The sequence below is a fragment of the Sivoneniella epilithica UHCC 1019 genome (assembly GCF_040830845.1).
Classification (GTDB): domain Bacteria; phylum Cyanobacteriota; class Cyanobacteriia; order Leptolyngbyales; family Leptolyngbyaceae; genus ULC077BIN1.
The window spans coordinates 18,374-31,762 of record NZ_JBFPDP010000035.1 but is presented as its reverse complement, the minus strand read 5'-3'; the positions used below and the strand labels follow the sequence as shown (position 1 = coordinate 31,762).

The window sequence follows — 13,389 nt, the reverse complement described above, 5'->3', positions numbered from 1 at the left end:
CTCAGCCCGTCGATCTAGATCCTATTGCCTAGTTACAAAGATAGGGTGCAGTGTATATTCAGATGTTCCCAAACATACTACAGCGATCTTTTGATCTTTGATCGCTGGATATAAAATGGTAGGATCACAAACGGAGAGGTGGCAGAGTGGTCGAATGCGCTTGACTCGAAATCAAGTTTGGGGTAACTCAACGGGGGTTCGAATCCCCCCCTCTCCGTTCTAAAACTGCTGCATTAAGTAATTGGCGATCCGCTGGGCAGCACCTGGAGCGCCCATACGACGGCGACCATTTTCAGCGATCTGCTCTAGCTGTTCTGGGTTTTGTAAGACGGACTGTAGCGCATCAGCCACTTGGGTAGGATTTCGTACCAGAATAATCGATCGCCCCAGTAGGCGAGTTTGAGCTTCTGCAAATTTTGGCGTGAATTGAGGTCCTTTCCCTGGCAAAGTGACAACTGGCTTGCCTAAACCCACAAATTGTTCCGTTGCGGTGCCTGCCATGGCGATCGCGCAATCGGCTCGGTGTAAACAGCCTGCAAACGCCTGTTGAGACACCACAAGTGTTGCTTTTCCTTGCTGATACCACTGGGCGGCAGAATCGGGAAAGCGGCGACTGGCAGAAATACCAACCGCAGAAACGAGCGACCATCCCTGGGCTTCTAGATCATCATGCAGCGGCTCTAAACGAACCGTAGGCGCGATCGCTGCCAAAAATAGTAGTGGCTTAGCCGTGAAACTTTCGATCACCCCTGCCACTGCCTGCAAAATATATTGCCAATTATCGTAGGCTTCGGGCACCCGCGAACCTGGCAACAGCAACACATTTACCGATTGCTGAGACGGTGCCATAGAGACACTATCCCAACTAGAGCGGCGCAAACTTGCAACCGATTCGCTATAAACGAGCGATCGCGTTTCAGTTGGCTCCAACCCATCCATCATCGGGTTGCCTAGATCCAGCGCTGGCACCGCTAATTTTTGCAAAATTTGAGTCGTAAGCGTGTCGCGTGGAAAGACTCCCCGACAGCGATCGCGGCTCATCAGCCACCGCTCCCAAGGGTAATACACCGATCCCGACCAAGCATCCAACCGCTCCGCAGCAAAGAGTTTACCATTATCATCCCGCAGATAATATTCTGATTTAGCCGTGCCAATGAAGGTATAGGGCACTCCACTCAGCAACGCTAAAGTGAGTGGAAAAATATCGCCCACCGCTAAAATCATGCCACCCTGCTGTGCCCAACGCCGAATTTCCTGCAACTGCGACCAAGTAAGCTGCACCAATCCGCCCTGAAGATCTCGCGCTAATTGGCGACCATCCATCCAAAAAAAACCACCCGATGGCATTGCTTTCACCGCACCCACTAGGGGAATCTCTGCTTGGTGATAAGCCCGTCCTTCGCCCACTAGCGGTAACGCCGCAATCTGAAGAGGGTCTGCTTGTTTTTGCAGCGCTTGAAGCACCCGCACTGCGATGATGTCTTCCCCATGTCCGTTACTCAGGCACAGTAGTCTTTTAGAAGGAAAATAACGGGGCAAGTGTGATGGTAGCAATGGCAGCAATCCCTTTAAATCAGGCATTTATAAAAACGTTTACAAGACCAAACTTTTACAAAACTAAAGAGGTTGGTGAAACTAAATACAAACCCGTTACCTTCAACCCTTCTCCAGAGAAGAGAAGGTAATATTCAAAGTCCCTCCCTTGAAAGACAAGGAATTTAGGGTGAAGGCACCAGAGTCTAAGTTCTTTATGCTGACAGCCAGATATAAAGACATATAAAGATTAAGGAAGTCATTATCATACCGTATGGATATAGTACTCAATTGTCCTTCAATCGGTTGATTCTGCGCCACCTAGGGTATCCTAAATGGACGCGATCGCCTGTACTCCCACGGACGATCTTCTTCTCCCCAAAGTTTCACATTAGGTCAGGGCTTAGGAATCTAAAGATCGCCCCCACCCCTGATCACTTCCAGTTCGCCATTCGCCATTCGTACCTCGCCACTCGTCATTCGCCATTCGTAACTCGCCAATGTCTACTCAGTCCGCGATCGCGACCCAATTTTCTTCCCTAGAACATGCCCTCAAGCACTATTTTGGCTATGATAGCTTTCGACCGGGGCAGCGTCAGATTATTGAAAAGTCGCTGCAAAACCAAGACGTACTGGTGATCATGCCTACGGGTGGCGGAAAATCCCTATGCTACCAACTGCCAGCGCTGTTAAAGCCTGGATTGAGCATTATCGTGTCGCCCTTGATCGCTCTGATGCAAGATCAGGTGCAAGCACTGCAAGATAACGGCATTGCTGCCACCTTTCTTAACAGTAGCCTCAGCGGTGCCGAACTGCGGGAACGAGAACGCGCCGTGGTAGATGGCACGGTAAAGCTGCTGTATATTGCCCCAGAACGACTGTTGGGCGATGGGCGAATCAGTGAGTGGTTGTCGCAGGTGTATGTGTCGAGTATTGCGATTGATGAAGCCCACTGCGTCTCAGAATGGGGGCATGACTTTCGCCCAGATTACCGCCAACTGCAGCAATTACGCCAAAGCTATCCCCAAGTTCCAGTGATGGCGCTGACTGCCACTGCCACGGAACGAGTGCGGCACGACATTGTGGATCAACTTAACCTCAAAGATCCCGTCGTTCACTTGGCAACCTTCAACCGCCCCAATCTTTACTATGAGGTGCGCCCTAAACAGCGCCAAACCTATGATGAACTGCTTCAAATCGTTCGTAAAACCCCAGGATCAGGGATTGTTTACTGCCTCAGCCGCAAGCGAGTGGATGAACTGGCGCTAAAACTGCAAAACGATGGGATTCAAGCCCTGCCTTATCACGCGGGATTGACGACCGAAACCCGCACTGACAACCAAAATCGCTTCATTCGAGACGACGTGCAGGTGATGGTTGCCACTGTTGCGTTTGGCATGGGCATCAATAAGCCAGATGTGCGCTTTGTGGTGCATTACGATCTGCCGCGCAACATTGAAGGCTACTACCAGGAATCGGGACGGGCAGGGCGAGATGACGAACCCGCTAACTGCATCTTGTTTTATGGAGCAGGTGATATTAAAACGGTGGAGTTTTTGATTAGCCAAAAGGTTGATCCCTCCACGGGTCAGCCCTTGGAAGACGAGCAGCGGATTGCTAGCCAACAACTACGCCGGGTGGTCAACTATGCCGAAGCAACGGAATGCCGCCGGATTATTCAGTTGGGTTACTTTGGCGAAGCGTTTCTGGGCAACTGCGGCAATTGCGATAATTGCTGCAATCCTAAACCTGTAGAAGACTGGACGATTGAAGCCCAAAAGTTTCTCTCTTGCGTGGCGCGAGTGCGGGAACGGTTCGGCATGGGCTATGTAGTAGACGTGTTGCGCGGTTCCAAAAGCCAACGGGTGTTGCAAAACGGGCATGAAAAGTTGTCTACTTATGCGATCGGCAAAGATCGCAGCGCTGAGGAGTGGCGCATGTTGGGGCGATCGCTGGTGCATCAAGGCTTAGTCGATGAAAGCAGCGATGGTTATTCGGTGCTGAAGCTAAACGAATTAAGTTGGGAAGTGTTGCGAAAACAGCGATCGGTCAATGTTGCCGTGGCACCGGGTCGTTCCCAAACCGCACAAACTAGCGGCGAAACGGATGAAAACATCGAAGCTCTCTTCCAGCGGCTACAAGCACTGCGGAAGCGTCTTGCCGATCAGCAATCCGTGCCGCCCTACGTGGTATTTGCTAACACCAGCCTGCGTTTAATGGCACAACAACAGCCGCTAAACCGCGCTCAGTTTTCCCAAATTTCCGGCGTGGGCAGCCGTAAGCTTGACCAATATGGGGATGTTTTTCTATCTAAGATTCGCGAGTTCCGCATCGAAAAAGGGCTTTCTTTAAACCCTTCTGCTGCTTCTGCTTCCTCTAGTGCCCCACCCTTTCCCCGCTCTCCCTCAGATACCCATCAGCTGACCTTGCAGCTTTTTCAACAGGGATTCAAACCATTTGAAATTGCCGAGCAGCGCAACTTGCGAATGAGTACGGTGATGACCCATTTAGCAGAATTGATTGAGATGGACTATGACATTCCCCTCAATCGCCTAGTTTCGCTGGATCGCCAAGAGAAAATTTTGCACGCGATCGCGACTGTCGGTGGGGACTCACGCCGTCAAATTCGCGATTATTTGGGAGAAGTATACGGTTATGACGAGATTCACCTCGTGCAGGCATACTGGCGACGAGAAAATCTGGAGCAGTCCTAACGGCTTGCCAGGGGCAAATTAACCGCATTTTGTTACATTCTTAAATTAATGTTGCAATTTTGTAACAATATCTGTTATATTAATTTACATAAAGTTACAAAAGCAAATTTAGGAGACTCTCATGAAAAGCGGCGTTGTGATTGAAGAAGGCGGCAGACAAAATATTTATGCGGTTGAGCCAAGAATGTACGTCACTGACCAGCCTCAGTTCGGCTTTACTAAATATGCGGAACTCTTCAACGGACGCATGGCAATGATTGGCTTTGTCTCTTTGCTAGCTTTAGAAGTTTTTACAGGTCATGGCGTGATTGGTTTTCTGACCAACCTGTCTAACCTTTAGTCTGCTGTGGTTGTGGCTCTGGTAAAGCCGCAAGTGTTTAGTCGTGAAGTGAACGAAGTTTCTTACATCAGCCCTAGCTCTCCCTAGGGCTTTTTGCATGAATTTAAACTGTGAATTAGAAACACCCTCACACTCATTAAGATGAATCTGTATGGTGTGGCAGAAATTATGTGTAAAGCTCAAATCGGATGCTTCATTTTAATGGGAATTAGTGTAAGTCTGGTTGCCTGTAGATCGCCCACCTCGTCCTTATTCTCAAGCGCACCGTCCAAAGCTCCAACCGTAATCGCGGCTTCCCCCTCTACCGCGCAACCCATTGAATACAAAACTTACACACTGGCGCGGAGCGTAGTCCACACCATATCAATACCGCCCCAGAGTCAGGTTTTGGTAACGCCTGCGGTATCGGGCACCGTTGAACCTGTTGGAAAACTGGCTCAGCGATATGGGGCGATCGCTGCAATTAATGGAGGCTACTTTGATCCTGAAAATCAACAGTCGATTTCGCCAGTAACATTGCAAGGGAACGCGATCGCTAAACCAGAAGACAATCAGCGGTTGATGTCTAATCCTAATCTATTGCCCTACCTCGATAAAATTCTCAATCGCTCTGAATTTCGCCGTTACCAATGTGGAAAAGTCGTTCAGTATGACATTACCCGTCGTCAAACGATTCCTCGCGCCGACTGTCAGCTTCAAGATTCCCTCGGTGCCGGTCCTCAACTGTTGCCAAATGCAACCTTAGCAGAAGAGGGCTTTTTAGAAATTCGCGACCAAAAAGTGATTCGTGATCCGCTAGGAGTCAATCAGCCCAATGCTCGGAGCGCAATCGGCATTACCCGCAACAATACAATTATTTGGGTGATGGTGGCACAAAAGCCAGAAGATCCGAACAACAGTGGTATGACAATCCCAGAGCTAACGAATTTTATGAAAACCTTGGGAATCGAGAAGGCGATGAATCTAGATGGCGGCAGTTCTGCGTCACTGCACTATCAGGGCAAGACCCTTTACGGCAAGTTAAATGAGTCTGGCAAACCGATTGGGCGATCGATTAAATCAGCCTTACTCATTCAACCCATCAAAAAGCCAGAGAACTAGCTCCCTGGCTTTTAATCCATTCGATGAATATAGACGTTTATCTAGAACTATTCATCGCGACCCGCTACGACACTCGCAACAACCCGCTCTGGATCAGATACTGCAACGACACCCTCTGGCATCACGAGTTCATTCACATGAATTGCACTGCCTACTTCTAGCTCAGAAACATCCACTTCGATCCCTTCGGGAATCACAGAAGCAGCACATCGCACGGCTAAAGATCCCATCGAAGTTTCCAAAGATCCCCCGCCTAACTTCACTCCCGTTGCAGTCCCCACAAAATGGAGAGGAACATCCACTTCCAAGTCACCATGATCAGCAACGGCATAGAAGCTAACGTGGTAAGGGGTGCCTCGCCAAGGATGGGTTTGCACTTCTCGCAGCAAGGCTTTACCTGCCCACGGCACTTCAGGAATCGTAATATCGATCAAGGTATTATTGACCGAGGCTTGTCTCATGAGCCGTTCAGCCTCTTTTGCACTCAGGACTAGAGAAATAGATTCTGTTCCCTTATGTCCATATAAGACAGCAGGCAATTTGCCAGACTGGCGAAGAGCATTGGGTTTACTTCCAGTCGGACGAGGTTGGCATTCAATCGTAAGTTTCATAACAAAAAATCAAGGATTAAGGAGTTGAAGCAAATTTTAGCCATCGGTTGAAGCCACTAGACTTCAATGGTTTGACTGGGAATTTCGGCAGCAGTGGTGCCGTTGGAATAGAGCAAAGCGCGTTTCGGTCCATGGATTGGATCTTCAACGATGATGGTTTGATCGCGGCTTGCTCCTAGGGAGACGATCGCGATCGGCACTTCCATCAACTCTGCCAATAGTTTGAGGTAATCTAGCGCTTGCTGCGGCAAGTCCTCTAAAGCGCGACAATCAGCGGTGGATTGCTTCCAACCGGGAACAGTTTTATAAATCGGTTGGCAATGAGCAAAGGTACGCGAATTGCTAGGAAAGTCGTGACGACGCTCATTTTTCACTTCATAAGCAACACAAACTTTGATCTCATCCAGTTCGTCTAAGACATCAAGTTTAGTAATTGCCAGACAATCTAGCCCGTTTATCCGAACTGCATAGCGACCAATGACAGCATCAAACCAGCCACACCGCCGCCGCCGTCCCGTTGTAGTCCCAAATTCAGCGCCGCGATCGCACAGCATCTCACCCACTTCCCCATGCAGTTCTGTTGGAAAAGGACCTTCTCCAACACGGGTCGTATAAGCCTTTGCCACGCCAATCACGCGATCGATCATCGTGGGTCCCACTCCCGTGCCCACACACGCCCCGCCTGCAACCGGGTTAGAGGAAGTTACATAAGGATAAGTCCCATGATCGAGATCGAGCAGAGTTCCCTGTGCCCCTTCAAACAAAATATTGCGTTTGCGTTGAATGGCATCGTAGATTCGCAGCGAAGAATCAATTACATGAGGACGCAAGCGTTCTGCGTAAGCCAAATATTCTTCGATCACAGCCTGCGGATCAAGCGGGGGGAGATTATAAAGCTTTTCTAAAATGACATTTTTATAGTCAACCGTCCAACGAAGCCGCTTACGCAACGAGTCGGCATCCATTAGGTCAATCATCCGAATGCCAGTTCGTTCCGACTTGTCAGCATAGGTCGGACCAATTCCGCGCCCAGTGGTGCCAATTTTGTGTTCCCCCCGACGCTCTTCCGATGCCTGATCAATTAAGCGGTGATAAGGCATTGTTACATGGGCAGTTTCTGAAATGAGCAGGTTCGCCGTTGAAATCCCTAACTCCCGAAGCTGATCCAGTTCACCTAACAACACCTTTGGATCAATAACAGTGCCACATCCGATAATGCATTCTGTATCAGGATAAAGAATACCTGACGGGATGAGGTGCAGCTTAAAAGTCTGATCCTTAACAACAACGGTATGCCCAGCATTGACCCCGCCTTGATAACGAACGACCATATCCGCTGAGTTGCTCAGCAGATCTGTTATTTTTCCTTTTCCTTCATCGCCCCATTGGGCACCAACCACAATGACGTTAGCCAAGACTTTTTATAGCGTTAGAGTTTGCACAAACTCTTATTATCAAGACCGTGTGACCTTTATGTCAACCCAGTATTAAAACTCATGCAAAAATGCGTTTGAGTTTATTGATAACTCGACGTTTGAACGATGTTTGTCGAAGATTTTGCCTGAGTGTTGCCAAAGCCGCTTGAGTTTCGTGATCCAGTGGAGCAAGTTGAAAGGCTTGGAGAGCATCTTGGTAATCTGAGATCGCTTTGCCCCCCAAGACCACCGTATGAGTGGTATCGAAATCCAACACATAGCGTAACGCAAGGGCAGTCATCGAAAAGCCAGCCGGAACCAAAGATTGGTAAACCGCATACTGTTCCGTTTTTGCGTCGTTCATCCAAGACGAGCGAATATCCTCCTTAGTCAACTGCGGTTTATGTTGAAAGTATTTACCAGTCAGCAGTCCCGCTTCAAACACTCCCCGTATCATGCTGCCCAAAGAATGACTCTGCACTAAGTCGAGCATTTTTTCAGGGTAGGTGAGCAACGATTGGGAAAACATCACCACTTCTACCGCATTCTTGCGGCTCAGTTGTTCCACTAAATCTGCATTATCGGTAGAAATGCCATAGAACCGAATCTTTCCCTCTTGTTTCAAAGCGTCTAGGATTTGCTTCCCTTCCTCTATTGACTTAACATTCGGAGGACTGTGATACAGATAAAGATCGACATAATCAGTCTGTAGTCGCTCCAAACTCCCTTCTAAGCTTTTCCGAATGGTCTGCGGGTGACAATCGATGACCCGTTTTCCAGTGTCACCCCGCCGTAAGCCAAATTTTGTGCTCACAATCCAGCGATCGCGTCTATCGCGCAGGGCTTCCCCAACTCGTCGCTCTCCTTCGCCGGCTCCATAGATTTCTGCGGAGTCAATGGTATTGATCCCAAAGTCCTCGCAGGCGTGAATCAAGTTGATCACCTGATCCCGCCCAACGTCCGTGAACCCATCAGCTTTGCCATCTAGGGTGATAGGTCCACTGAGTTGCCAAGTTCCGATCGCGATCGCAGACGTTTTGAGAGTCGTGCGCCCTAGAATGCGGTACTCCATATCAACCATATCAACGGCTTCCCGATGGTGAACCAAAAGTTTGCTTTACCTTTCTAATCAAACTAGGCACTAACTTATCAGGATTCCAATTAATCAACTGATACTTCAATCGATTCATCATGTTCTCTTTACCCCGATAGGTCTCTACAAACTCTGGGCTAGATTTGCCATCTCGCGCCACAACAAAGTAGGGCGGCTCAACATACGGATCATAATGATCAAGAGACATGTATTCAACAACATAAGCCCAACGGGTTTCTTGAGTGATATTGGGCGTAGTACTGTGCAGTGTAAACGAAGAGAAAATAACCACATCTCCCGGCTCAGCCGTAATCAATATGGGACTTTCCGGTACGCCGTCATACACAACCTCATGTCCAAGCCTGCGATAGGGCAAACTTTGCTTATGAGAACCAGGTTGCAACCATAGCCCACCGTTGTTTTCATTGGATTCGGTTAAAGCAACCCAAAATTGATAATGTGTATCCTGAAGACGGCTGTAGTTATTATCCTGATGCCAGGGAAAAGTATCGGCTCCAGGACCTTTGGCAACTGCTTGATCCCAACGTACCCAAATATCTGGACCCGCTAAGTCCTTCAGTAAATCTATAATTTTCTGCTTAGAAATAAATTGTTGAAGCTTTAAACTTTTGAAAAAGATGCTAATTCTGAAAATCATTGAACCCCGCGTCAACGTATCATTGTCGTCGCGTAATTGAGCTTCCTTAATGTCTTCCAAAAGAGTTTTCATTTCCTCTTTTGTGAAAACTTCTTTACAGACAATAAACCCATCTCTTTCAAAAGATACTTGGCGTTCTGTCTTCATGGTTTAGTGCCCCTAATTGAAACTACTGACGATTCCTTTGCTTTGTGACTGAAGAGACGTTTTAAAAGTCCTACTGAAAAGACGTTTTAAAAGTTCTACTGCTTGTAGCAATACATAGAGATTCCGCAAGATCTTTAAAAAGGGAAATTTTGCCCACTTCTGGGCTAGTTCCCTCCTTTTTGAAAGAGGTTTAAGGAGAATTCTAAGTACTTCACACGACAGCCAATGCTGTTAAACAACCGTCTGAAGGTTGAGTTTTTGAAAGCCTAATCTCTTCCGTAAGGTAGTAGACTTTTGCTTATCAAAGCTATTGTATTTCTCTATACATTATGGAATATTCAAGCTCTTTTCTATAAAGAAACGATAAACCTTGAAGAGAAATTGTAAAAGTTCTGTAAGTTCTTCTATAGCAGGCAAAGTGAAAACAATAATTATTCTCAAGACGTGGTAGAGAGTGTTCAAAAAACCTTCAAAAAAGGGTAGCTCAATCTACCTGAAGTCCTAGGGTGCTTGAGTCAGCAAAACTCTCATAACTCTCTTTGAATACGTTTTCCTGGCAACGATCGTTTGCAACTAATTTTTTAATAACTAAATGATTCAGTTGAACGCTAGTTAGATGCTGAACTGATAAATATTTTCTATGATCTATAAAGGCTCTGAAACTTTAGGAATCTGAAACATTTTTGTAGTCAGTTCACTTATGGTGATTAGTCTGACCAGTCGTACTATTTCAAGAGGTTTTTGTGGCTTTATATGCTGACCTGCATCGTCATTTGGGAGGCTCGGTTGTTCCCAGAGTTTTATGGCGCTATCTTCAACGTAACGATTCGCAATTAGTTGATCAATTTCCTGGCTATGCAGAGTTTGAAGATTTTTATACTCGTCCTCGTAATACTTTAGATGAGTACTTGGAACTTCATACGTTAGTAGAAGGGGTGCAGACTGTTGAAGCGTTGCCCTATTTTATTTATCGGTTGATGCGGGGAGCGTATATTTTTGAGAATTTGGCTTATCTAGAGCTACGCTATACGCCTTATCTGCGGACACCTGCTCATTTGAGTCAGTCTGAGCGGATTGATTTGATGACGGAAATTGTGCAAGTGGTGGGGCAGGCTAGCCAACTGAATGAGTATCCGATTGTGACGAGCCAGATCTTGTGTATGCATGTCAGGTTGCCGTATGAGGTGAACCGCGCCATTGTTGATTTGGCGGCACACAATCGAGATTATGTGTGCGGAATCGATATAGCGGGGGGCGATAATCACTATGGAGAACGGATGGAAGAGTTTGTGCGGCTCTATGCCTATGCGCGATCGCTGGGGTTGAATACCACTGGGCACCTCTACGAGACTCGCGATGGCTGTCATGCTGAACTGCTGCCTTATTTAATGCGAATTGGTCATGGAATCCAAATTCCGCTACAGCAGCCTCAGTTGCTTAAACAAATCGCTGAACAGAAGCAGTGCTTGGAAATATGTCCAACAACGTATTTAAAAACAGGAACGTTAGATGACATTTCACAACTCAAACACGTCTTCGATCGCTGTTTTGAAGCAGGCGTGGATATGGCGATTTGCACGGACAATGCTGGGTTGCATAACGTTCGGCTACCTTTTGAGTATGAAAATCTTCTAACCCATGACGTGATTGGATTTGAGCAACTACAGGCTTGTCAAGATGCTGCCTTTAAACATGCGTTTGCTTGGCCCTATGGTCAACGTCCGGCATCGTTACTTAATGGTCTGCTACACCCTGAAATATCCAAGAGCGTGTTTGAAAAACACCCGGCATCAGCTAAGTAGATCTTTCGGAGCTTGTGGCTGTATGTCACTATTGCACGGCTAAGCTGTATGTCACTATTGCACGGCTAAATAATAGTGATTTTAATAGGGGATTGAGTGGTTAATATTTGCGCTCTTGGGGTTGAAATTGGGTGATGATGACGGGCATATATTGAATATCGATACCTGCGGCAGAGTAGTAGGTGAGGGTATGTTTGAGGAAATTGGTATCATCGCGATCGGGATAATCTTCTCGCGCATGGGAACCCCGACTTTCTTTACGGTTCAGGGCGGAGGTGAGAATCATTTCACCCACAATCATTAGGCTACGAAGTTCCAACGCTTCGATCAGTTCTGTGTTCCAGTCTTTGCCTTTATCATCTAACCGGACTTGGCGATAAAGCTGCTGAATCTCTTTAAGTTTGGCAATTCCTTCCTGCATGACGGATTCTGACCGAAATACACCGCAATATTGGGTCATGCAATCTTGATATTGCTGCCGAATTTGGGCAATGCGATAGGTGCCGGGTTGATCGATCAACGCTTGAATTTGGTCAGCAGCTTCGGTGAGATAATGGGTTTCGTCTAGGTCAGGAAGCTTGCGGTTTTGGATATAGTGGGCGATCGCGGCTCCTGTTCGGCGACCATACACCACGCATTCCAGTAAAGAATTGCTGCCCAATCGGTTTGCCCCATGCACCGACACACAGGCTGCTTCCCCTGCCGCAAAAAAGCCTTCCACCAACTCAGTCGCACTGCCGCGCACCCGACCCTCGGTGTTGACCGGAATGCCGCCCATGGAATAATGCACAGTTGGGCGAACGGGCATCGGTTCATTCACTGCATCAATTCCCAGCAACCGATGGGCTTCTTCCCAGCAAAAGGGCACTCGGCTCATAATCTTTTCCTTGCCCATGTGTCGCAGGTCTAGATAGATGAAAGAACCTCCAGCGCTGCCATCGGGATTTATCCCCCGCCCCGCCCGAATTTCTCGCGTAATTGCCCGTGAGGTAATGTCACGCGGAGCCAGTTCCATCCGGCTGGGGGCATAGTCTTCCATAAACCTGCGCCCTTCATGGTTAATTAGATAGGCACCTTCACCTCGCACGGCTTCCGAAATCAACACGCCCACCGGATATAGCCCCGTAGGGTGAAACTGGACGAACTCGATATCTTCTAGCGGCAATCCAGCTAGTGCCGTCATTGCTAGCCCGTCGCCGGTGGAGGCGTAATCATTGGAGGTAGTGTTGTAGACGCGCCCATAGCCACCGGTGGCAACCATGATCGCTTTGGCACGGGCGATCGCCAACTGTCCATCCAGCAAGTGATACATGACCACCCCTTTTGCCTGCCCGTCTTCCAAGATCAGCCGCGTCACATACCATTCGTCGTAAATAGTGACCCCATACTGCATCAGGTTACAGATGAGTTCATGCAAAATGGCGTGTCCGGTTTTGTCGGCAGCGTAGCAGGTGCGATTGTGAGAATGTCCGCCAAAGGCACGTTGGGCAATGCGTCCATCGGCAGCACGAGAAAATAACACGCCCATGTGTTCCAAATCAATCACCACGTCGGGCGCTTCACGGGTGAGAATTTCAACCGCATCTTGATCAGCCAGATAGTCGGAGCCTTTCACTGTGTCGAAGGCGTGAGCTTCCCAGCTATCGGTTGGATCGGCGTTTTGCAGAGATGCCGCCATGCCGCCTTGGGCTGCTACTGAATGAGAGCGAATGGGGTGGGTTTTGGCGATTAACCCCACGCTTAATGTTGGATTGGTGCGAACGATTTCTAGGGCGGCACGAGATCCGGCTAAGCCGCCACCGATGATGATTACGTCGTGTTCAAGCATGAGGGAGGAAGTTATACAGTTTTGAGTTTTGAGTTTTGAGTTGTAAGGCAAAGAAGCACTGCCGTTTTTAGAAAATCATCTGTTGCATCTCAATTTCAAACTGAATAGTGGGGCTAGGAGTTTGGAATTGGGCAGAGTTAGGGTGAA

At 48.0% G+C, this 13,389-nt stretch carries 10 protein-coding genes and 1 tRNA gene; 5 read left to right on the top strand and 6 right to left on the bottom strand.

Annotation, left to right across the window (positions count from 1 at the left end; all coding sequences use genetic code 11):
* Window positions 1–132 precede the first annotated feature (132 nt).
* Window positions 133–217 (top strand) — tRNA-Ser (locus tag AB3R30_RS18730).
* Window positions 218–219: 2 nt separating this feature from the next.
* Here the strand turns inward: AB3R30_RS18730 and AB3R30_RS18725 are convergent.
* Window positions 220–1,581 carry a lipid-A-disaccharide synthase-related protein gene (locus tag AB3R30_RS18725; RefSeq protein ID WP_458650733.1) on the bottom strand — a complete coding sequence of 454 codons (1,362 nt, stop codon included), beginning with the start codon at window positions 1,579–1,581 and terminating at the stop codon, window positions 220–222.
* Window positions 1,582–2,033: 452 nt separating this feature from the next.
* Between AB3R30_RS18725 and recQ the strand changes: the two genes are divergently transcribed.
* From recQ to AB3R30_RS18710, 3 genes are all read left to right on the top strand, one after another.
* Complete coding sequence (gene recQ / locus AB3R30_RS18720; protein ID WP_458650732.1) at window positions 2,034–4,247, top strand: DNA helicase RecQ; 2,214 nt, start codon at window positions 2,034–2,036, stop codon at window positions 4,245–4,247.
* Window positions 4,248–4,368: 121 nt separating this feature from the next.
* Window positions 4,369–4,587, top strand: a complete 219-nt coding sequence (locus AB3R30_RS18715) for a chlorophyll a/b-binding protein (protein WP_458650731.1) — start codon at window positions 4,369–4,371, stop codon at window positions 4,585–4,587.
* 168 nt (window positions 4,588–4,755) lie between these two features.
* Window positions 4,756–5,688, top strand: coding sequence for a phosphodiester glycosidase family protein (locus tag AB3R30_RS18710; RefSeq protein ID WP_458650730.1), 933 nt, complete (start codon window positions 4,756–4,758; stop codon window positions 5,686–5,688).
* A 47-nt stretch (window positions 5,689–5,735) separates the two neighbouring features.
* Here AB3R30_RS18710 and AB3R30_RS18705 read toward each other — a convergent pair whose 3' ends face one another.
* The 4 genes from AB3R30_RS18705 to AB3R30_RS18690 form a co-directional block, all read right to left on the bottom strand.
* Window positions 5,736–6,299, bottom strand: coding sequence for a 50S ribosomal protein L25/general stress protein Ctc (locus AB3R30_RS18705; protein WP_458650729.1), 564 nt, complete (start codon window positions 6,297–6,299; stop codon window positions 5,736–5,738).
* 56 nt (window positions 6,300–6,355) lie between these two features.
* Window positions 6,356–7,714 carry an adenylosuccinate synthase gene (locus AB3R30_RS18700; protein ID WP_458650728.1) on the bottom strand — a complete coding sequence of 453 codons (1,359 nt, stop codon included), beginning with the start codon at window positions 7,712–7,714 and terminating at the stop codon, window positions 6,356–6,358.
* A 79-nt stretch (window positions 7,715–7,793) separates the two neighbouring features.
* Window positions 7,794–8,822 (bottom strand): aldo/keto reductase, encoded by a 1,029-nt coding sequence (locus AB3R30_RS18695; RefSeq protein ID WP_458650727.1) that lies wholly within the window; start codon window positions 8,820–8,822, stop codon window positions 7,794–7,796.
* Window positions 8,797–9,612 carry a phytanoyl-CoA dioxygenase family protein gene (locus AB3R30_RS18690; protein WP_458650726.1) on the bottom strand — a complete coding sequence of 272 codons (816 nt, stop codon included), beginning with the start codon at window positions 9,610–9,612 and terminating at the stop codon, window positions 8,797–8,799. Before AB3R30_RS18690 ends, AB3R30_RS18695 begins: the two co-directional genes overlap by 26 nt.
* A gap of 743 nt (window positions 9,613–10,355) precedes the next feature.
* Between AB3R30_RS18690 and AB3R30_RS18685 the strand changes: the two genes are divergently transcribed.
* Window positions 10,356–11,414, top strand: a complete 1,059-nt coding sequence (locus tag AB3R30_RS18685) for an adenosine deaminase (protein WP_458650725.1) — start codon at window positions 10,356–10,358, stop codon at window positions 11,412–11,414.
* Window positions 11,415–11,514: 100 nt separating this feature from the next.
* On the opposite strand, the gene AB3R30_RS18680 is transcribed toward AB3R30_RS18685, so the two are convergent.
* A complete protein-coding gene (locus tag AB3R30_RS18680) occupies window positions 11,515–13,242 on the bottom strand; it encodes a succinate dehydrogenase/fumarate reductase flavoprotein subunit (protein WP_458650724.1) in 1,728 nt (575 codons plus the stop codon).
* Window positions 13,243–13,389: the final 147 nt, after the last annotated feature.